A 21,848-nucleotide genomic window follows, 5' to 3' on the forward strand; every position below is an offset into this window, starting at 1 on the left:
GTGCAAAAGTTAATAGAGTCTGTGGGGGCGCTTGACCCGAAGCAGCGCAAGGCGCTGGCCGTGCTGTTGAAACAGAAAGGGATCAACCTGTTCGGGATTGCGCCGGTGTTCAAGCGCTCCGAGCAAGAGCCGCTGCTGCTGTCCTATGCACAACAACGTCAGTGGTTTCTCTGGCAGCTGGAGCCGGACAGCCCGGCCTACAACATCCCCCTGGCCATCCGCCTGCAGGGGGCGCTGGATGTAAAGGCGCTGCAGCGCAGCCTGGATGTCCTGGTTGCGCGTCACGAAAGCTTGCGCACGGTGTTTGTCGAGGAACCGGAGGGCGTTCGCCAACAGATTCTACCGCCAGGCAATCTGGCGCTGTCGGTGCAGCGCCTGGCGCCTGGCGTGGGCCGCGAGACGGGGATCGAATCGTTCCTCACCGAACAAACCGGCGCCGGCTTTGACCTGGCCCATGGGCCGTTGCTGCGGGCGGCGTTGCTGCAGGTGGACAACGATGAGCATGTGCTCAGCCTGGTCCAGCACCACATCGTGTCCGATGCCTGGTCGCTGCAGGTCATGGTTCGCGAACTGATGCACGGCTACGGCGCCTTTCGCCAGGGCGAACAGCCGCAGTTGCCGGCCCTGCCGGTGCAGTACGCCGACTATGCGCTGTGGCAACGCCAATGGATGGACAACGGTGAGCGCGAGCGCCAACTGGCTTACTGGAGCGAGCAGTTGCAAGGCCCCCTGGAGGTGCTGGCATTGCCCACCGACCGCCCGCGCCCGGCCGAGCGCAGCCTGGCCGGGGCCAGCCTCGACGCTTCGCCCGACGCGCACCTGGCGGCGCAACTCAAGGCCCTTGCCGCACGCCAGGGCGTCACCGTTTTCGTGTTGATGCTGGCGGCGTTCCAGACGTTGCTGCACCGCCTGGCCGGGCAGGAAGCAATTCGCGTCGGCGTGCCCAACGCCAACCGCGGCCGCCCGGAAACCGAAGGCCTGATCGGCTTTTTCGTCAACACCCAGGTGATGCAGGCCCAGGTGCGGGGCGAGCTGCGCTTTAGCGATCTGCTCGAACAGGTGAAAGCCGCTGCACTGCAGGCCCAGGCCTATCAGGACCTGCCCTTTGAACAACTGCTGGAGGTGCTGCACACCGAGCGTAGCCTCAGCCATTCCGCGCTGTTCCAGGTGATGTTCAACCACCAGCGGGAAGAGGCCGGGCAGGCCAGTGCACCGGCCTTGGGGCTGACCCTGGAACCGCTGGTGCAAGCCGTCAGCACCAGCAAGTTCGACCTGACCCTGAACACCCTTGAGCACCCGGGAGGCATCGACGCCACCTTGATTTATGCCTGTGACCTGTTCGACGCCGCCACGGTCGAGCGCATCGCCGGGCAGTGGCGACGCGTATTGCAGGCGATTGTCGACGATGCCCAGGTGCGCATCGAAGCCCTGCCGCTGCTGGCAGGCGAAGACCAGCAGCAACTGGCGCAATGGGGGCAGGGACCAACCCAGGCGTTTGCCTGCGACAACGTCCTGGCCCTGTTCGAGCAACAGGTTGCCGCCCACCCTGAACGTCTGGCGGCGGTGTGCAACGCACGGGAGTTGAGCTACGCCGAACTGGACCGGCTTGCCGGCCAGCGTGCGGCGCAGTTGCGGGCACTGGGGGTACGCCCCGAGTCGCGGGTGGCGCTGGTGCTGGAACGCAGCAGTGAACTGCTGGTGGCGATTCTGGCGGTGTTCAAGGCGGGTGCCTGCTACCTGCCGCTGGACCCGCAGGCAGGCAGTGAACGCTTGCGCAGCCTGATTCTGGACAGTGCTGCCCAGGTCGTGCTGACCACCTGTGAACAGGCGGCCAGCCTGCCAGCGATGGTGGGGCCTGCGCTGATCTGCCTCGACCAGCCTCTGGCGGCAGAGGCTCCCGTTCACAGTCAACAGCCTTTGGCGCCCAGCTGTGCTTACGTCATCTACACCTCGGGTTCTACCGGCCAGCCCAAGGGCGTGATGGTCAGTCATGGCGCCCTGGCCAACTATGTTCAGGGACTGCAGCAACGCCTGCCGCTCGATGATGTGCAGAGCATGGCGATGATTTCCACGGTCGCGGCTGACTTGGGCCACACCGTGTTGTTCGGTGCGTTGTGCGGCGGGCAGACCTTGCACCTGCTCGACCGTCACGTCGCCATGGATGCCCAAGCCCTGGCCGCGACGATGACGGCGCATCAGGTCGATGTGCTGAAAATCGTGCCGTCGCACCTGGCTGCGCTGCTGGCATCGACCCAGGGTGCCCAGTTACTGCCACGCCGGCTGCTGGTGCTGGGCGGCGAAGCGTGCCCGCCGGCGCTGCTTGAGCACGTGCGGCAGCTGGCGCCGCAGTGCCGGGTGTTCAACCACTATGGCCCGACCGAGTCGACCGTCGGGGTACTGGCCGGGGAGTTGGCCGAAACAGGCATCGCCCTCGGTCAGCCGTTGGCCAACAGCCGGCTGCGGGTACTCGACAGCAGCCTGCAGGCGGTCGCCAATGGCGGGCGCGGTGAACTCTACATCGGCGGCGCGGGGCTCGCGCGCGGTTACCTCGGGCAACCGGGGCTGACCGCCGAACGCTTCGTGCCCGATCCGTCGGGGCAGGGCGCGCGGCTGTACCGCAGCGGCGATGGTGTGCAGTTGCAGGACGGGCATTTCCGCTATCAGGGGCGCATTGACGATCAGCTGAAGATCCGTGGCTTTCGTGTCGAGCCGGGCGAGGTAGCGGCGTGCTTGCGCAGCCTGGCGGGTGTGCAGCAGGCCGTGGTGGTGGGGCAGGCAGGCGAGCGTGGCCAGCAACTGCTGGGCTATGTGGTCAGTAGTGCCGGTACCGGCAGCCAGGTTGCAACGACGTTGCTGGCCGCGCTGCGCGAGCGCTTGCCCGAGTACATGGTGCCCGCGCACTTGATGCTGCTGGAGCAGTTGCCGTTGACGGCCAATGGCAAGCTTGACCGCAAGGCGTTGCCGAACCCCGGGCAACAGGCGGCGAGCACGGCTTACCAGGCGCCGCAAGGCGAACTGGAACAGCGCCTTGCCTGTGTCTGGCAAGACGTACTCAAGGTGTCGCAGGTAGGACGCCACGACAATTTCTTCGAACTGGGCGGCGATTCGATCATCTCCATCCAGGTGGTCAGCCGCGCGCGCGAAGCCGGCATTCACTTCACCCCCAAGCAGCTCTTTCAACACCAGAGCGTGCAGGAACTGGCCACGGTGGCGCGCCTGGGCGAGATGCGCGCGGTGATCGATCAGGGACCGGTACGCGGCGCGGCGCTGCTGTTGCCGATCCAGCAGATGTTCTTCGACACCGAGGTGCCCGAGCGTCATCACTGGAACCAGTCGGTATTGCTCGCCCCGCGCAGCCCCTTGTCGGCAACCGCCCTGGAGGCGGCGTTGCAGGCGTTGTGGGCGCATCACGATGCCTTGCGCCTGCGCTTTACCCAGGGCGCCCAAGGCTGGCAGGCCGAGCACCATGAAGCGACGCCCGCCACGCCATTGCTCTGGCAACGCGACACCACACTGACGGGCTTGTCGGCGCTGTGCGAACAGGCACAATGCAGCTTCGACCTGAGCCAGGGCCCTTTGCTGCGGGCAGTGCTGTTCAACCTGGCCGACGGCGAGCAACGCCTGTTGCTGGTGGTCCATCACCTGGTGGTCGACGGTGTGTCCTGGCGCATTCTGCTTGAAGACCTGCAGAGTGCTTACACCCGATTGAGCAATGGCCAGACGCCGATGTTGCCGGCCAAGACCTGCTCGGCCAAACACTGGGCCGAGCAGTTGCAGCGCCTGGCACTCAGCGCACCCTTGCAGGCCGAACTGGCGTATTGGCAAGCGCAGTCGATGGCACCCGACCTGCCTGCGCGCGATCCCCAGTGCCAGCCATTGCAACGCGATGCGCGCACGGTCTACACCCGGCTGGATGCCGCCACCACCCAGCGCTTGCTGCAACACGCACCGGCGGCCTACCGCACGCGGATCAATGAACTGCTGCTGGCGGCCCTGACCCAGGTGATCGGCCGCTGGACCGGGCTTGATACGACGCAGGTGGTGCTCGAAGGGCATGGTCGCGACGCGCCGTTTGCCGACGCCGACCTGACCCGCAGCGTGGGTTGGTTCACCAGCAAGTACCCGCTGGAGCTGCACAACCGGGCGGCAGTTGCCGACGCCATCAAAACCGTCAAGGAACAGCTGCGCGCGGTGCCCGGCAACGGCATGGGCTACGGCGTACTGCGTTACCTGGGGGCGACGCCGGCGCGCCAGGCCCTGGGCGCTCGCACCTTGCCACGGATCACCTTCAATTACCTCGGCCAGTTCGACAACAGCTTTGACCCGCAGGCGCCGACGGCGCTGTTCAGCATCGCCCGCGAAAACGGTGGCAGCGAGCGTGGTGACAGCGCGCCGCTGGGCAACTGGCTGACGCTCAATGGTCAGGTGTATGAGGGCCGTTTAAGCATGGGCTGGGTGTTCAGCCCGCAGATGTTCGATGAGGCGGTCATTCAGGGTTTGGCCGATGACTATGCGCATACCTTGCGGACGCTGGTCGAGCACTGCTGCGATGAGCAGAGCGGCGGCCTGACCCCCGCGGACTTCCCGCTGGCACGCCTGCAGCAAGCGCAGCTGGACAGCGTGCCGCTGGCGCCGCGTGAAGTGGCGGATATCTATCCGCTGTCGCCGATGCAGCAGGGCATGTTGTTCCACTCGCTGGAAGCCGACGAGGCCGCGCTGTACATCAACCAGACCAGCGTGGCGGTCGAGGGCCTTGAAATCGAGCGCTTCATTGCTGCCTGGGACCAGGCGGTGGCCAATCATGATGTGCTGCGCAGCGGCTTCTGGAACGCCAGCCACCTGAGCCAGCCGTTGCAGGTGGTGAGCAAGCGGGCCCCTTCGGTGGTGCGCGTGCTCGACTGGCGCGGCCAGGCAGTGGCCGCCAATGCTATAGAGACGCTGGTGGCGGCCGACTGCCGGGAAGGCTTCGACCTGCTGCAGCCACCGTTGATGCGCGTGACTTTGGTGCGTCTGGATGAGCAACGCTGCCACCTGATCTGGACCCGACACCATATCCTCATGGATGGCTGGAGCAGCTCGCGCCTGCTCGGCGAAGTGTTCCAGGCTTACCATGGCCAGGCGGTCAGCGTTGAAGGCCGTTACCGCGACTACATTGCCTGGCTGCAGGCGCAGGACGATGCCAGGACCCTGGAACAGTTCTGGATCAGGCAGCTGCAGGGGCTGGACGAGGTCACCGAGCTGGCGGCCAGCACCTGGCCGCGACCCGCTGCCGAGCTCAGCGGGCATGCGGCGATCTACCTGGAGTGGGATGCTCAGCGTACCGCCCGCTTGCGCAGTGGGGCCCGGCAGTTGCGCGTCACCCCCAACACCCTGGTGCAGGCCGCCTGGCTGCTGCTGTTGCAGCGCTACACCGGCCAGCAGCGCGTGTGCTTTGGTGCAACGGTGGCCGGCCGCCCGGCGAGTTTGCCGCAAGCGGGGAACATGCTCGGCCTGTTCATCAACACCTTGCCGATACTGCAGAGCCCGCAGCCGCAGCAGCGCGTCGGCCAGTGGCTGGAGCAACTGCAAGCCTACAACCTGGAAGTGCGTGACCACGAGCACGCCTCGCTGGCCGACATCCAGCGCTGGGCCGGGCACAGCGGTCGCAGCCTGTTCGACAGCATCATCGTGTTCGAAAACTACCCGGTGGACGAGCGCCTGGAGGAAGTCGGCCAGGGCCGGTTGCAGTTTGGCGCCGCGCAGGGGCGCGACGTCACCAACTACCCGATGGACCTGGCGGTCAACCTCGGCGAGACCTTGAGCATCGAGTTCCTATACCTGCGCAACCGCTTCGATGCCGCCAGTGTGGTGCAGATCCGCGCGGCGTTCGAGACCTTGCTCGACGCCTTGCTGGCCAATCCCCAGGCAACCCTGGGCAGCCTTGCGCTGCTGGACGCACCGGCGCGGCAACGGCTGGCCGATGCCAATCCGCTGCACCCGGTGGTGCACGATGCGCCGTCGTTGCTGGAGCAGATTCAGGTGCAGTGCACCGCACAACCCGAGGCCACCGCTGTGCTCTGCGGCGCGCAGGCCCTGAGCTACGGCGAGCTGGAACAGTGCGCCAACCAGCTGGCGCACTACCTGCGCGCGCAAGGGGTAGGGCCGGAGGTGTGCGTGGGCGTAGCCCTGAATCGCTCGGTCGAGATGATTGTGGCGCTGTACGCCGTGCACAAGACTGGCGCGGCCTACGTACCGCTGGACATCGACTACCCGCAGGACCGCTTGCAATGGATTGTCGAAGATTCGGCCATGACCGTGCTGCTCACCCATGGCCAGGTACGTGCGCGTTTGCCCCAGGCAACAACGGCGCAAGTGCTCGACCTCGATAGCCTGGTCTTGAGCGACCAGCCGTCGACGCCGCTGCCGATCGCGATCGATGCGGATCACCTGGCCTACCTGATCTATACGTCGGGCTCCACCGGCAAACCCAAGGGCGTTGCCGTGCCCCGTGGCCCGCTGACCATGCACTGCCAGGCTATCGTCGGGCTGTACCAGATGGACTGCACCACGCGTGAGCTGCTGTTCATGTCCTTTGCCTTCGACGGTGCTCAGGAGCGCTGGCTGTCCACCTTGCTGGCCGGTGGTTGCCTGGTGCTGCGCGACGACAGCCTGTGGACCGCGGAAGAAACCTGGGCCGTATTGCATGCGCAGCGCATCAGCATTGCCTGCTTCCCGCCGGCCTACCTCCAGCAGATTGCCGAGTACGGCCAGACGCAACCAAGTCCGCCAGCGGTGCGCATCTACTGTTTTGGTGGCGATGCCGTGGCCGAGGCCAACTTCGAACGGGTCAGGCGCACCTTGCGCCCGCAGTGGATCACCAACGGCTATGGGCCGACCGAAACCGTGGTCACCCCGATGCTGTGGAAGGCCGATGCCGACAGTCGCTGCGAGGCGGCCTATGCTCCCATCGGCCAGCGCGTCGGCAACCGTAGCCTGTATGTGCTGGATGCCCAGCTAAACCCGCTGCCCGATGGCGTCGCCGGTGAGCTGTATATCGGCGGTGAAGGCTTGGCCCGCGGCTACCACCAGCGCCCGGGGCTGACCGCCGAACGCTTTGTGGCCAGCCCGTTCGAGGCCGGTGGCCGTCTGTACCGTTCCGGCGACCTGGTGCGCCGCCGCCCCGATGGGGTGATGGATTACCTCGGGCGGCTGGACCATCAAGTCAAGGTCCGCGGGTTCCGCATCGAACTGGGCGAGATCGAAGCGCGCCTGCGTGCGCTTGGCGGCGTGCGCGAGGCACTGGTGGTAGCCCGTGACAGTGCGGCGGGCAAACGTCTGATTGGCTATGTGGTGGGCAACACGCCAAGCGTGTCGGCCGAGACGCTGCGCAGTGCCTTGCAGGCCCAGTTGCCGGACTACATGGTGCCGGCGCAGATCCTGTTGCTCGACGCCATGCCGCTCAACCCCAGCGGCAAGCTTGACCGTCTGGCCTTGCCCGACCCGGACTTCCAGGCCAAGGCCTACGTGGCCCCGCGCAATGCCCTGGAGCAGATGCTCGCGGGCGTCTGGCAGGAGGTGCTGGAGCTTGATCAGGTGGGGGTCACGGACAACTTCTTCGAGTTGGGCGGCGATTCATTGCGCACCCTGAAAGTGCTGAGCAAGGTGCGCCAACAGGCGGTGGCCGGCTTCGAGCTGAAACTGCGCGACATGCTCGCCAAACCGACCATTGCCCAGTTGTCGGGCTTTGCCGAACAGCCCGGCGAGCTCGACCCGCTGTTGGCCCTCAATGGTGCTGACGGCACCGGCCCTGTGCTGTTCTGCCTGCATGCAGGCTTCGGCACGGTATTCGACTACGAGCCGCTGGCCCGTCGGCTACAGGGCCACTGCAACGTTTACGGCGTGCAGTGCCGGATGCTGCTGGACCGCCAGTGGGACGATGACAGCCTGGAGGCCATGGCCATCGACTACGCCCAGTACATTCGCCAGAAACAGGCGCAAGGGCCTTACCGCCTGCTGGGCTGGTCACTGGGCGGTACCCTGGCGGTGCTGGTGGCGGCAGAGCTTGAAAAGCAGGGGCAGGCGGTGAGCTTCCTCGGGCTGGTAGACAGCTTCATTCCGTTGAGCGTGGAGGCGGCGCAGACGGATGAGTGGCGCGACGACCTGCCGGCGTTTCTCGCGCAGACCTCATCGCTGACGGTGACGCATGCGCAACTGCCGGCTGACGAGCCTGACCTTGCGCAACTCAGCGCGCTACTGGCAACGCTGCAGAGCGCAGGGGAGCCTGCGCGGGCGAGTGATTTCGACGCCGATGAGCTGGCGCGGGCCTTCCAGGTCGGGCTCAGGCTCAAGGCGCTGTCGCGCCGGGCACCGTTGCTGCCGCGCACGCTGTGCGCCGTACAGCGTTGGTGGCGCAGTGATTTGCCCGGCGCCGCGGTCCAGGCGTTTGAGGCGAACCTGACGGTTGCCGTCCCCAATGCGCGCATCGATGCTGGTCACTACGACATCCTGGCCAACACGGCATTGCTTGAACAGCTGCAGGCCCACCTGTTGTACCGCGAAGCCGTAGAAGGCTGACGCATGGGCAGGGTCTTCGGGCCCTGCTTTTTTCTTACCTTTTTCCGGATGTGTTCATGTCCTTGCACCCTGATCTGTCTGCCTTTCTGGAACTTGCCGAACTCGGTCGCCTGACCGGCAAGAGCCAGCCGATGCACACCTTGCCACCCGCATTGGCGCGCACTGAATTCGACGCTACGTCGCAAATTCTCGACCCCAACCCGCCGGGAAATGTGCAGGTCTGCGTGCTGCAGCTGCCGACCCGCGATGGCGCGGAGATAGACGCGCGGCTGTATCGCAGTGCTGCCAGCGCAGGCAAGCAGCTGCCGGTGATTGTGTATTTCCATGGCGGCGGCTATGTGGTCGGCAGCCTCGACTCTCATGATTCGGTGTGCCGACGCCTGGCCTTGAGCGGCGATTTCGCTGTGCTGGCGCCGGCGTATCGCCTGGCCCCGGAGTTCCCGTTTCCGACGGCGGTGGAGGATGCCCAGGACAGTCTCGAGGCACTGGCCGAGCACGCGCAGGTTTGGCAACTTGATCGCCAGCGGGTGGTGCTCGCCGGCGACAGCGCCGGGGCGACGCTGGCCACGGTGCTGGCGGCAATGGCCGCGACCGCGCCTGCGCAGCTCGCGCTGCAGCCACTGGCGCAGGTGCTGTTTTATCCGGTGGCGGACATCAGCCAGGTACGGGCCTCGCATACGCGGTTTGGTGAAGGCTATCTGCTCGAAAGCGCCACGCTGGAATGGTTCTACCAGCATTACGCGAGTGATCCGGCGCAGCGGCTGGACGTGCGTGCCTCGCCGTTGCTGGGCGCTGCCGTGGCCCAGGTGCCGGCCTATGTGGCGCTGGCCGGGTACGATCCGCTGTACGACGAGGGGCTGGCGTATGCGCACTGGCTGGAGACGGCGGGAACAAGGGTGACCTTGAGTGTCGAAACCGGGCTGACCCATGATTTTCTGCGCATGGGCGGGATCGTGGCGCAGGTCGACGAGGTGTACGCGCGGCTACAGACGTGGCTCGCCAGCCTGTAAGACAAGGGCCCCAAGTTTCCTTGAGGCCCTTGTAATGCAGGCGCTGGTGCGGCTTAACGCGAAGTGATCGGCGCGGTTACGGTCTTCCCTGACGTCGAGCTGATCGTCACCGTCGGGTTGGCGCTCGGGCCACTGCCTGTGGTGGTCACCGACACCCGCCAGCGGCCACCGCTGCCGCTCGGCGAGATCACTGCAGTGCCTAGGCTAAGCGGTCCTGTGGTGGTCGAAGCGCTAACCGTCAGCGTGGTACCGGTCGCTTGCGAGGTGGTCCCGGCCAGGTCCCAGGTGTAGCGATTGTTGCTGCGGGAAGTGACCGAGGCGCTGGTGACGGTGATGTCTTCGTTGATGGTCGGCGGGGCGCTGACGGCGACAGTCACGGTTGCCGCGTTATCCGAAACCGCGTTCTTGGTGTCACTGGCGTTGTAGGTGAACGTCGCCGTGAACGGGGCGGGGATAGTGGCCGGCGGGGTGTAGGTCACGCGCACGCCGTCGGTGCTGGTCGTGCCCTGGCCGGAATCCGGCTGGGTCAGGCCCACCACTTTCAGCGGCAGGTTGCCGTCGGGGTCGCTGTCGTTGGCCAGTACATTGATCACCAGCGGCTGGCCGTTGTTGCTGGTGGCGCTGTCGTTATTGGCGATCGGCTTTTTGTTTTCGCCCTGGTTGTCGTTGTCCTTTTCACCGGTGCGGAAGGTTGGCAGTGCCGCCGAGTTCACGTAGGTGACGCCGTCCCAGCCGGGCAGCGGGGTGGGCATCAACTGGAACTGGCCGGGGTGCTCGATATCCCAACGCAGCAGCATCGAGGTGTCTTCGTGCTGGGTGTTGTGGCAGTGCTCCATGTAGGTCCCGGCGAACTCACGGAAATGGATGGCCATTTCCACGTCCACCGAACTGTCGATGCCGTCGCCGATACGGTAGACATCCTTGCGTGCCCATTTCTCCCATTCTGGCGGCGCCTTGCCGTCGCGACTGAGGACGATCCCTTCTTCAAAATGCACATGCACCGGGTGAGTCCAGCCGTTGCCACCGTTCTTGATTTTCCACACTTCAAGCGTACCGTCGCCCGAGTACCCGGCATCGGTCGGACCCGTCGCCAGTTGCGGGGCCGCACTGATTCTGCGGGAGTCCATGTCATAGCCGAAGCCGCCATCGGTCTTGATCGTCCAGGGCGCTTCGTCAGTGCCGTCGGAGCGGCCGAAGATAAACTCGCGGTGGCGCGCCGCCTTGAGTTTGGCCTGGTCGGCGACGGCGTTGCGGTCAAGGGTCAGGGGAATCATGGTTTTACCGGCAGGTTTGCCCGGTTTGGCCGGCTCGTAGTCCGCCGGGTTCATGCTCACGTCCTGGCCGCTGTAAGGCTGCACCAGCAGTTGCAGGAACTTGCCTACGGTTGGATCGCCCTTGTCCCATTGCGGGCCTTTGCTGGTTTGCTTGATCACCGCCTTGTACTTCTCTGACAGCACGTCGGCCAGGCTCAGCGGGTCTTTCTCCGGACCCTTGCCGGTCTTGTGTTCCATCAGGTTGACGAAGTAGATCTTGTCGCCGGTCTTGATCCCGTTTTTGGCGAAGTTGATGATGATGTCGAAGCGTTCGGCAATGCCTTGTACGGGCAGGATGGCATTGTGGTTTTGCCGGTCGCCATCGCCGTCCAGGTCCATGCTGCCGTCGAACGGTATGGCGTGCTCCATGATGTTGCCGTCATTGGCGATCAAGTGAAACGGCACGCGGGTGTACGACACGCCGGAGCCGGACGGCCCGGGGAACTCGCCGCCATTGCCGGCCACCTCACGTACCACGGCCAGGCGTAGATAGCGCGATACCGAACCGTTGAGAATACGGAAGCGGTAGCTGCGTGCGCGTACTTTCAGGCGCGGCTCGTACTGCCAGTTGACCAGGATCTGGTCGCCCAGGAAGCCGTCGGTGTTGAACGGGTTGAACCACAGCTGGCCGTTTTCATCCCAGGCCTTGTCGGCCACCAGGAGGTTGACGTCGTAGTCGCGGTTGCCCCAAGGCAAAGCCGAGCCGCTGGGCAGGCGCAGGTTGACGCCATCCTCCATGGCCTCGTTACCCCGGTCCAGGGCGCTGTAGTAGTTCATCATCACCGCATTGCCCTTGTAGACGTTCTGCGCGGTGAAATCGAGCATATGGTCGTGGAACCAGTGGGTACTCATGGTTTCACGCCAGTCGCCGCGAATCTTGATGCTGCCGTTGTTGCAGGTTTTCAGGCCGGGGCTGGTGTCGTTGACGAACAGGGTTTCGCCCGGCGCGCAGGGGAAGGCCGCGCGCGGATCGTGGGCGTCGGTGTTGATGCTGTCGTAGCCGGCCAGTTGCAGCGGCCAGCGGTAATCGTAGTACTGCCCGGGAAAAAAGTACGCATTGGTGTAGCCGTCGCTTTCGGCCGGCGAGTGACCATTGTGCTCATGGGTGCTGATGGTGTGCAGGCCAAAGCCGGCGTTGGCAGCCGGGTCGATGGGCAAGCCGTTGTAGTGGCGCATCAACAGCGGCTGGCCGTAGCGGGCCATCAGCAGCTTGGCAGGGAAGGTGCCATCGAAGGTCCACAGCGCGTTGTGGTTCTGCAGCGGCATGTTCGGGTGGAAGCGCGTGTCGATGCCGCGGGTGGTGCCGGTGGTGGTTGGGATGTCCGAGGTCTGGTAGTAGAGGCCACCCGGGCCGAACTCACCGACGGCGTAATTGTGCAGTTGCTTGCGGTCGCGCAGGCCGGTGTTGATGCGCGCGCCGGTCTGCACGGTCTTGAACTGCGCCTGCGGGTAGAACTCGTTCCAGCGCTGATGCGACCAGCCCTTTCCTGGTGGCCGGCCCTCGGCGGGCGAGCCCACCGGCTGGCGGTTGAGGAAGGCCTCGATCTGCGCTTTCCAGGGGTTGCGGTCCAGCACGTTGGAGAACTGCGACGGGAACGGGTAGAGCCCGGGCTGGCGCATGAATGCATCCAGCGCCGAGGGTGACGGCGCACTGCGCGCGACGTTGTCGGGGTCCTGTTGCGGTGCAGGGCCAACGGTGGGCACCGGAAAGGTCAGTGGTGGTGCCGGCAGTGTGGGGTCGAGCTTCTCCGTGCCGAATTCTTCGAACAGCAGCAATTGCTGAGTGAAGGGCAGGGCACCGAACAACGGGCTGGGTTTGCCGTTGGTGGGGTAATTGAACGAGGTTTGCAGGCTGGGCGGCAACACGTTGTCGGCACGCGGTGTGTCGCGGTTGCCATACACGCCATTGGGCAACGCCAACGCGCCCTGGTTGGTCTCCGGCATCGTTTTCAAAGCTTCAAGTGCGGCCGCTGGGTCGTCTGCTTGATTGGTATAGGCCGATGGATCAGTCGGCGGCGGCGGGTCAAAGTCATCCAGCGGTGCCGCGCTGGCGGAGGTCAGGCTGGCGGTGATCAACATCGCGGAGGCCACACGCGGCCCCCATAAATAGCTGCGTGAATGAAGCCCTAGCGTTGCGCGTTTCATTGCTTTCCCCTCGCGTCATGCCAAATGGCGAAACCTGTCGTCTCCAGCGAGCGACAGCTGCTGCGGTCAGAGAGGCTTTAGCAACCGCCAGGCCAAGTGCAGAAGGGGTGATGCAAGTTGAGGATTATTAATGACTTGTTTCTAATTGTTTCGGTGGGTGGTCAATCAAGCGCCGGGCGATTCCCCAAACAGTGGGGGCAATAAGCCACTAACCACGGGGATAAGTCCCCAATTCTGGCGGTAGGAGCGGGGTTTGAGTGGTGAAGGGATGTGCCAGGGGCGGCCCTGGCACATCGGTTCAGCGATTAACGCGAGGCCGCGGCATTCGCCCGTGCGCTGTGCAGCTTTTTATAGCTGTCGATCAAGCGCAGATGACGGTCGAGCCCTTCGAGCTTCATGCTTGTCGGCGTCAGGCCATAGAAGCGCACACTGCCATCCACCGAGCCCAGCACCGCATCCATGCGTGCGTCGCCAAACATACGACGGAAATTGACCTGGTAATCGTCCAGTTCCAGCTCGTCGTCCAGCTCCACCTCGAGCACCACGTTCAAGGCCTGGTAAAACAGGCCGCGTTCGACGGTGTTGTCGTTGAACTGCAGGAAGGTTTCCACCAGCTCCTTGGCTTCTTCAAACTGCTGCAAGGCCACGTAGATCAGCAGCTTCAGTTCCAGGATGGTCAGCTGGCCCCAGGCGGTGTTCTCGTCAAACTCGACGCCGATCAGGGTTTTGATGTCGGTGTAATCGTCCAGCTCGCTTTCTACCAGGCGCTCGACCAGGTCGGCCAGGGCGTCTTCGTCCAGGCTGTGCAGGTTGAGGATGTCGGCACGGAAGAACAGCGCTTTGTTGGTGTTGTCCCAGATCAGGTCGTCGATCGGGTAGATCTCGGAGTAGTCCGGCACCAGGATACGGCAGGCGGTAGCACCGAGGTCGTCGTACACCGCCATGTAGACTTCCTTGCCCATGCCTTCGAGGATGCCGAACAGGGTTGCTGCTTCTTCGGCATTGGAGTTTTCACCCTGGCCGGAGAAGTCCCATTCGACGAATTCGAAGTCGGCCTTGGCACTGAAGAAACGCCACGACACCACGCCGCTGGAATCGATGAAGTGCTCGACGAAGTTGTTCGGTTCAGTCAGCGCGTGGCTTTCAAAGGTCGGCTGAGGCAAGTCGTTGAGGCCTTCGAAGCTGCGGCCTTGCAGCAGTTCGGTGAGGCTGCGCTCCAGCGCCACTTCAAAGCTTGGGTGCGCGCCGAACGAGGCGAATACACCACCGGTGCGCGGGTTCATCAAGGTCACGCACATCACCGGGAATTCCCCGCCCAGCGAGGCATCCTTGACCAGTACCGGGAAACCTTGCTCTTCCAGGCCCTGAATGCCCGCGAGAATGCCGGGGTATTTCGCCAGCACTTCCTGCGGTACATCCGGCAGGGCGATTTCACCTTCGAGAATTTCGCGTTTGACCGCGCGCTCGAAGATTTCCGACAGGCATTGCACCTGTGCTTCGGCCAGTGTGTTGCCGGCGCTCATGCCGTTACTCAGGTACAGGTTTTCAATCAGGTTGGACGGGAAGTACACCACCTCGCCGTCCGACTGGCGCACAAACGGCAGCGAGCAGATGCCGCGTTCGATATTGCCAGAGTTGGTGTCGTACAGGTGCGAGCCGAGCAGTTCACCGTCGGGGTTGTAGATCTTGCGGCAGTAGGCATCGAGGATTTCAGCGGGCAGCGCATCTTTGCGGCCGGGCTGGAACCAGCGCTCGTTGGGGTAATGCACGAACGCCGCGTTGGCGATGTCTTCACCCCAGAATTGATCGTTGTAGAAGAAGTTGCAGTTCAGGCGCTCGATGAATTCACCCAGTGCCGAGGCCAGTGCGGCTTCTTTGGTCGCGCCCTTGCCGTTGGTGAAACACATCGGCGAGTGGGCGTCGCGGATATGCAGCGACCACACGTTGGGCACGATGTTGCGCCACGAGGCGATTTCGATCTTCATGCCCAGGCCGGCCAGCAGCTCGGACATGTTGGCAATGGTCTGCTCCAGCGGCAGGTCCTTGCCCAGTACATAGGTGCTGGCGTCTGAAGCCGGGCTGAGCATCAGCAGGGCCTGGGCATCGGCGTCGAGGTTGTCGACTTCTTCGATGACGAACTCGGGGCCGGTTTGCACCACCTTCTTGACCGTGCAGCGGTCGATGGAGCGCAGGATGCCCTGGCGGTCTTTTTCGGAAATATCGGCAGGCAGTTCGACCTGAATCTTGAAAATCTGCTGGTAGCGGTTTTCCGGGTCGACAATGTTGTTTTGCGACAGGCGAATATTGTCGGTAGGGATATTGCGGGTGTTGCAGTACAGCTTCACAAAGTAAGCCGCACACAACGCCGAGGACGCCAGGAAATAGTCGAACGGACCCGGTGCCGAACCGTCGCCTTTGTAGCGGATCGGTTGGTCGGCAACCACCGTGAAGTCATCGAACTTGGCTTCAAGACGAAGGTTGTCGAGAAAATTAACCTTGATTTCCATGCGGGATACCATAACGAGCAATACGATTTGGCCGCCATTATCCGGTTTTTCAGCGGGAAGTCTTGTGCTTTGCGCGATGGCCGCCGGCCGGTCTCTGCGGATTCAGTGCAGTAATCCACACCGCAGGGCACCGGCCCTTGTTCATTCAGCCACTACCTGACTGTTGCCTGGCTCGCAGTGCCGTCACGGTCTCGCCACCCACGCCCCAGTTATCGGTTGAAACCTCCTCGATCACCACGAAGGTGGTGGCGGGCGGCTTGTTCAGCACTTGTTCCAGCAAGGCCGTGGCGCCTTCGATCAACTGGCGTTTTTGCTCGGCGGTCACGCCTTCACGGGTGACCTGAATGTTTACATAGGGCATGACACACTCCTCGTCGGGTTACCAGGTACCGCTGCTGGCGCCGCCGTCCACGGCGATGACCACGCCGGTGACGAAGGTCGAATCGGTCAGGTACAGCACGGCGTCGACCACATCCTGCGGTGCACCGACCTGGCCGGTAGGCGCCAGGGTTTTCAAGGCGGCCTGGGTCTGCGGGTCATTGGCGTGCAACGGCGTATCGATAATGCCCGGCGCCACGCCGTTGACCTGGACGTGAGCGGCGGCCAGTTCCAGCGACAGTGCCCGAACCGCCTGGTTGAGCCCGCCCTTGACGAGCACGGGCAGCAATGCCGGCACCTTGAGGTTGGGCTGCAGGGCAATCGAGGCGGTGATCGCGACGATATGCCCGCTGCCATTGGCGGCCATGTGCCTGGCGGCTGCTTGCGCCGGGTAGAAAAAACCTTTGAGGTTGGTGTCGACGATGGCGTTGACATCGCCCTCGGTGTAGTCAGCCACCGGCTTGGGAATGAAGATGCCGGCGTTGTTGATCAGGATGTCGACCTTGCCGAAGGCCGCCACGGCCTCTTCGAACAGGCGCTGGGCAGTTTGCGGTTGGGCGATATCGCCGGGCACCAGCAGAAAGTTCGCCGGGTTGCCCAGTTGCGCCGCGGCCTCCTGCAAGCGCGCCAGGGTGCGTGCATTGCCGACCACATTGTCGCCCCGCTCAAGGTAGGCCTTGGCAATGGCAAAGCCCAGGCCGCTCGAGGCGCCGGTAACGATAACGGTTTTTTTAGTGCTCATGCTCGATGCTCCAGTCAGTCAGGCAAGGTGCCTGGGGTGTGGAGCACACTTTAAGTTGCAACCAGTCATTGAAAAATGTGCTGAATGTCATTTCAATTGATACATCACGTAATCAATGGCGGCACCGATGACGCGGCACTTTGACGACCTTCAACTGGGCAGTATCGAGCTGTTCTGCCTTGCGGCCGAAACTGGCAGCTTCACCCGCGCGGCCTCCCTGGCCGGGGTCACCCCGGCAGCGGTGAGCCGCTCTGTGGCCCGGCTGGAAGAGCGCCTGGGGGTGCGGTTGTTCGTGCGTACTACGCGTCAGATGCGCCTGACTGATGGCGGGCACAACTATTACGAGCAATGCCGCCAGGCACTGACGCAACTGCTCGATGCCGAGCGCGAGGTGACGGGCGGGCAGCGCGTGCCGTCCGGCCTGCTGCGTATCAGCGTGCCCACGCCCTATGCGCACTACAAACTGCTGCCGCTGCTGCCCGCGTTTCGCCAGCGCTACCCCGAAGTGCACCTGGACATCCATGCCAGCAATCGCAATATCGATTTCGTCGAAGAAGGCTACGACCTGGCCATTCGCGGCCGTGAACCTGCGGACTCACGTCTGATCGCCCGGCGCCTGGAAGAGGCCGAGCTGGTAGTGGTGGCGACGCCAGCCTACCTGGCGCGTGCCGGTACGCCGCTGACCCTTGAGGCGCTGGCCGGGCACGAATGCATCCAGTTCGAGATGCCCAGTACCGGGCGCACGGCGCCCTGGTCGTTCAACGTTGCAGGCAAGCGGCTGGAGCTGGAAACCACAGGCACCTACACCTGCCTGGATGATTACCTGGCGACCGTTACCCTGGTGAAAAGCGGGGCAGGGGTGATGCAGGCCTACCGGTTCACCGTGCAAAAGGAGCTCGACAACGGTGAACTGGTGGAGGTACTGGCCACCTTTGGCGGGACGTCGCGCCCGTTCATGCTCATCTACCCGCATGCCCGGCATGTGCCACTGCGGGTCAGGGTGTTTATCGATTACCTGATTCAGGCAGGCGTCAGCCCTCCTGCAGCGCCTTGCGCATGAACACTCGCGCAAAGCCGTTCTCTGTTGCCCGGTGGGTTTCCTGGTACCCCAGTTTTTTGTAGATCGCGATGTTCTCGCTCATCAGCTCGTGGGTGTACAGCCGAATGGCTGTGCATCGGGCGCGCCGGGCATAGTCTTCGCAGTACTGCATCAGCACCTTGCCAAAGCCCTTGCCCTTGCAACGCGCTGATACGGCGACGTTGACCAGCAGCAGCTCATTGCCTTCCTGGTTCATCACCAGCACCCCGACAGTGCCCGCTTCCTGGGTGAGGACGAACACTTCGGCTTCACTGATGACCTGCCGGTAGTCGTCGAGCATTGGCGCCGGTTGTTTGCCGATTCTGGCGATATACGGCGTGTAGGCCTCATTGACCAGTGCTGCGATGGCATCGGCATCGTTCAGATTGGCCTGGCGAATAGACGTTGCGGCGTGCACTGCGCGTCTCCTGATAGGGCATTCGTGTGGTCTGGCGAGTATAAGGGGGCTCGGGGCTGCTGCGCAGCCTGCGATCGAGCGCGCAGCGGCCGCCATCCATTGGCGCTGATGGCCAGTGTGCACTAGCGTTCAGCTATCGCTGATGTTCGATACGTACTGATCATGCGGAGTAAGCAGACACCATGGTGGATTTGCGCCCAAACCCGACGCTGAGCCTGGATTACTGCGTCGAGCGCCCGATATTCCAGGATTTTGTACGGCAGGCAAGACGCTCACCCGACGCAACAGCCATCATCGCCCACGACGCTACCTGCAGTTATGGCCAGCTGGAACAGATCAGCCAGGGCATCGCGGCGTTCCTGCTGGCAAACGGTGCCACCGCCTGCGACCGTGTGGTGATTGTTTCTAGCCGCTGTGCGGGCCTGGTCTACGCCATGCTCGGCGCCGCGCGTGCCGGCCTGACCTTCACCATTGCTGACGTGGCCTATCCTGCGGCGCGTGTCGGGCAGATCATCCGTACCCTTGAGCCCGCCTTCGTATTGCTGTGTGGCGATGCCATCACGGCGCAGTTCAATCTGCAGCGTGCAGGCCATTCATCGCAGGTTGTCCAGGTGCCGGAAACGCCTGATAGGGCGTTGCAGCAATTTGCCTGCGATCGGGCGCAATTGCCTGAAGTTGATCCCGCACAACCGGCCTATATCACCTTCACCTCAGGCAGTACCGGCGAGCCCAAGGGTATCGTCACCCACCACGCGCCACTGGTGCACTTCGTCGAGTGGCATGTGCGCGAGCACGGATTTACTCGCGATGACAACTTTTCACTGCTGTCGGGGCTTGGCCACGACCCGGTGTATCGCGACGTGTTCACGCCGCTGTCGATTGGCGCGACGATCATCTGTCCGGTCCAGTCGACCCTGGTCAACCCGTCAGCACTGGCCGAGTGGATACACCGCCATCATGTGTCGGTGATGCACCTGACCCCGCCACTGGGCAAGCTGATCGAGACCGGGGCGCGGATGAGTGCGCTGACCCTCGATCGCCTGCGCTACTGGTTCTGGGGCGGCGATGCACTGAGTGTTGCGCTGTACCAACAGCTGCGCGCGATTGCGCCTCAAGCCATCAGTGTGAACTTCTACGGCACCACGGAAACCCCGCAGGCGATGGCCTTTCATCGCGTCGACCCACACGCTGACTACACCAGGATCCCGCTGGGCAAGGGCATTGAAGGGGCGCAACTGCTGGTGGTCAATGAGGCCAGCCAGTTGGTCGACGAAGGCGAAGTGGGCGAAATTCTGATCCGCAGCCCGTATTTGTCCCTGGGCTACTGGGGTGACACCGCCCTGACCGGGGAAAAGTTCGTGATCAACCCGTTCACCGCTGACCCGGCGGACATCTGTTACCGCACCGGCGACCTGGGCACGTACCTCGCCGATGGCAGTGTCACGTTTCTGGGGCGCGCCGACAGTCAGGTGAAGATCCGCGGCCATCGCATCGAACTGGTCGAAATCGAAAATGCCATCGCCCGCCATCCGCGGGTCAAACAGTGTGTGGTGCTGGCCAATAATGACAGCGCGATGCTCCGGCTGGTGGCCTATTGCGTTGCCGCTGAGCCGGTGACGCCGGTTGAACTGCGTGAAGCGCTCAGCGGCGAGTTACCGGACTACATGGTGCCGGCGTTGTTCGTGTTTCTCGACGCCATCCCGCTGACGCCCAACGGCAAGATCGACAAGCGCGCATTGCCCGCACCCGTCGACACCACGGCAGGACATGCCGCCAGTGCCGGTCTGGCGCTGAAGCTGAGCGAGGCCTGGGCACAAATACTCCAGGTACCGAGCGTCGATGCCAACCTGACCTTTGTGGAGCTGGGTGGCGATTCACTGTCGTTCGTCCAGGCCTCGATGGTGCTGGAGCAACTGATCGGCCATTTGCCCAACCGCTGGGAACAGATCCCGGTGTGGGAGCTGGCCGAGCGGGCCAACCAGGCCAAGGCTTCAAAACTGTCGTGGTGGGCCATGGAAACACCGGTGCTGCTGCGGGTCGTGTGCATCGTGCTGATTGTCGTCGGGCATTTTCGCCAATTCCCGACCTGGATGTTCGGCGGCGAGACCAGCGTACTGTTCATGATTTCCGGCCTCAGCCTGGCAAGGTTCCAGCTCAAGGCCATCGATGAACGCGGCGACGCGCGCATGCTGATCAAGTCGGTTACCGCCATTGTCGTGCCGACCCTCTTGTACACCGCGCTGACCCAGGCTGTGTTCGATACCGTGCATTGGCAATCGCTGCTGCTGATTTCCAACTGGTTCACCCAGGATCTGGTCGGCCATTTCAACTACTGGTACATCGAAGTGCTGGTTCAGATGCTGGTGATCACCGGGCTGGTGCTGTCGTTCAAGCGCGTGCGCGCAGTGATCATGGCCAATCCGTTTCGTTGCCTGATGGTCGCTTCCTGCGCACTGGTGGTGCTGGATGTGCTGCTCAATCGCTGGGTATTCGACGCCTCGGCGCTGTACAACCGGGTACCCCAGCACTACCTGGCGATCATGGTGCTGGGCATGGCGGTGCACTTTGCCGATTCCACTGCGCAAAAGTGGGGTGCCAGTGCCATGGCCTTGCTGGTGATCGGCGAGCAGGACGCTTTCGCCATGGCGGGCCTTGGCTGGGAGGCATTTGCCAGTGGCAAGTACATTGACATTGCCTTGCCGGCGGTGCTCGCGCTGATCTGGTTCAAGGCCGTTTCGGTGCCTCGCCTGCTGGCGCGGGCGGGGGCACTGGTCGCCTCGTCAACCCTGTACATCTACCTGACGCACTTCCAGTTCCAGTCGGTGGCCCGGCGCATCTTCGATCAGCCCGCCTTCTCGGTGGTGCTGGCCGTCGTCGGTGGGGTGGTGGTGGGGTATTGCTGGAACAAGGGCGTGCGGCTGGTCATGTTGAGCTGGAACAAGGGCCGCAACAAGCGCCTGGCTGATTCGCTCGAGCGGGTGGCCTGACGGGGAGGGGGTGGCGTCAGAGGCTGATGTGCAAGGCATCAGCCTTTCGCTAATTTGTTTCAAAACTTTACCCTGGCTTACACACTCTTTACACCGATCAGCGCTACCATTTGCCGCCTCACCATACCGAACAATTGCCCCTCGTGAACAGGCCGGCGCGCCTGCTTGCACGCCGCTGCCTGGGCCACGAAACCACGGACGTCTCTGCCTTGAAAAACCTGATCAACCGTTACGCCACGCCACTGACCACCGGCTTCTTCATCGTCTCCATGGTGTCGGGTGTGGCGCTGTTCTTCCATTGGGCGCCGGGGCTGTTTCATGGCATGCATGAATGGCTGAGCATGGTGTTGCTGGTGCCGTTTGTGCTGCACCTGTGGAAGAACTGGGGGCCGATGATGGGCTATGTCAAACGCAAGTCGCTGTTCGCACCAGTGCTGCTTTCGCTGTTGGTAGCGGTGCCTTTCGCGATTCCGTCTGGCGGCGGTCGGCAGGGCGGCAATCCTGCGTTTGCAGTCGTCCAGCTGGTGACCAACGCACCGCTGGCTGACAGCGCGGCACTGTTCAAGAGCACCCCTGACGAGTTGATTACCCGCCTGCGTCGCCAGGGGCTTTCGGTGAACTCGTCCAGCGACACCCTGAACCAGATCGCGCAGTCGGCGCAGCTGCAACCTGCGCAACTGATCGCGCAATTGATGAATGAGCGGCGCTAACGGGGTC

10 protein-coding genes are annotated in these 21,848 nt (G+C 63.4%); 5 read left to right on the forward strand and 5 right to left on the reverse strand.

Annotation, left to right across the window (positions count from 1 at the left end):
* On the forward strand, positions 1-8,553 hold the full coding sequence (locus tag DM813_RS19675; protein ID WP_128325032.1) for a non-ribosomal peptide synthetase: 8,553 nt from the start codon (positions 1-3) through the stop codon (positions 8,551-8,553).
* A 56-nt stretch (positions 8,554-8,609) separates the two neighbouring features.
* On the forward strand, positions 8,610-9,563 hold the full coding sequence (locus DM813_RS19680) for an alpha/beta hydrolase (RefSeq protein ID WP_128325033.1): 954 nt from the start codon (positions 8,610-8,612) through the stop codon (positions 9,561-9,563).
* A gap of 53 nt (positions 9,564-9,616) precedes the next feature.
* Here the strand turns inward: DM813_RS19680 and DM813_RS19685 are convergent, their stop codons facing one another.
* The 4 genes from DM813_RS19685 to DM813_RS19700 form a co-directional block, all read right to left on the reverse strand.
* Complete coding sequence (locus tag DM813_RS19685) at positions 9,617-13,021, reverse strand: Ig-like domain-containing protein (RefSeq protein ID WP_128325034.1); 3,405 nt, start codon at positions 13,019-13,021, stop codon at positions 9,617-9,619.
* A 305-nt stretch (positions 13,022-13,326) separates the two neighbouring features.
* Positions 13,327-15,528, reverse strand: a complete 2,202-nt coding sequence (locus DM813_RS19690; RefSeq protein WP_128325035.1) for an OsmC domain/YcaO domain-containing protein — start codon at positions 15,526-15,528, stop codon at positions 13,327-13,329.
* A gap of 145 nt (positions 15,529-15,673) precedes the next feature.
* Complete coding sequence (locus DM813_RS19695; RefSeq protein WP_128325036.1) at positions 15,674-15,889, reverse strand: tautomerase family protein; 216 nt, start codon at positions 15,887-15,889, stop codon at positions 15,674-15,676.
* Between the two features lie 18 nt (positions 15,890-15,907).
* On the reverse strand, positions 15,908-16,648 hold the full coding sequence (locus DM813_RS19700; RefSeq protein ID WP_128325037.1) for an SDR family NAD(P)-dependent oxidoreductase: 741 nt from the start codon (positions 16,646-16,648) through the stop codon (positions 15,908-15,910).
* 127 nt (positions 16,649-16,775) lie between these two features.
* Here DM813_RS19700 and DM813_RS19705 point away from each other — a divergent pair, with 127 nt between their 5' ends.
* On the forward strand, positions 16,776-17,708 hold the full coding sequence (locus DM813_RS19705; protein WP_128325038.1) for a LysR family transcriptional regulator: 933 nt from the start codon (positions 16,776-16,778) through the stop codon (positions 17,706-17,708).
* On the opposite strand, the gene DM813_RS19710 is transcribed toward DM813_RS19705, so the two are convergent.
* Positions 17,680-18,144, reverse strand: a complete 465-nt coding sequence (locus DM813_RS19710; protein WP_241653205.1) for a GNAT family N-acetyltransferase — start codon at positions 18,142-18,144, stop codon at positions 17,680-17,682. The genes DM813_RS19705 and DM813_RS19710 overlap by 29 nt on opposite strands.
* A 182-nt stretch (positions 18,145-18,326) precedes the next feature.
* On the opposite strand from DM813_RS19710, the gene DM813_RS19715 reads away from it, so the two are divergent.
* Positions 18,327-21,131: an amino acid adenylation domain-containing protein gene (locus DM813_RS19715; RefSeq protein ID WP_128325039.1), complete on the forward strand. Its 2,805-nt coding sequence runs from the start codon at positions 18,327-18,329 to the stop codon at positions 21,129-21,131.
* A 209-nt stretch (positions 21,132-21,340) separates the two neighbouring features.
* Positions 21,341-21,841: a DUF4405 domain-containing protein gene (locus tag DM813_RS19720; protein ID WP_128325040.1), complete on the forward strand. Its 501-nt coding sequence runs from the start codon at positions 21,341-21,343 to the stop codon at positions 21,839-21,841.
* Positions 21,842-21,848: the final 7 nt, after the last annotated feature.

Origin of the sequence: Pseudomonas alkylphenolica (genome assembly GCF_004025535.1) — a bacterium.
GTDB classification, from domain to species: Bacteria; Pseudomonadota; Gammaproteobacteria; order Pseudomonadales; family Pseudomonadaceae; genus Aquipseudomonas; species Aquipseudomonas alkylphenolica_A.

What these genes read in the sequence shown, in the direction of transcription:
- DM813_RS19715 (WP_128325039.1), top strand. Translation starts at nt 18,327, where the DNA reads ATGGTGGATTTGCGCCCAAACCCGACGCTGAGCCTGGATTACTGCGTC.
- DM813_RS19685 (WP_128325034.1), bottom strand. Translation starts at nt 13,021, where the DNA reads ATGAAACGCGCAACGCTAGGGCTTCATTCACGCAGCTATTTATGGGGG.
- DM813_RS19700 (WP_128325037.1), bottom strand. Translation starts at nt 16,648, where the DNA reads ATGAGCACTAAAAAAACCGTTATCGTTACCGGCGCCTCGAGCGGCCTG.
- DM813_RS19690 (WP_128325035.1), bottom strand. Translation starts at nt 15,528, where the DNA reads ATGGAAATCAAGGTTAATTTTCTCGACAACCTTCGTCTTGAAGCCAAG.
- DM813_RS19680 (WP_128325033.1), top strand. Translation starts at nt 8,610, where the DNA reads ATGTCCTTGCACCCTGATCTGTCTGCCTTTCTGGAACTTGCCGAACTC.
- DM813_RS19695 (WP_128325036.1), bottom strand. Translation starts at nt 15,889, where the DNA reads ATGCCCTATGTAAACATTCAGGTCACCCGTGAAGGCGTGACCGCCGAG.
- DM813_RS19705 (WP_128325038.1), top strand. Translation starts at nt 16,776, where the DNA reads ATGACGCGGCACTTTGACGACCTTCAACTGGGCAGTATCGAGCTGTTC.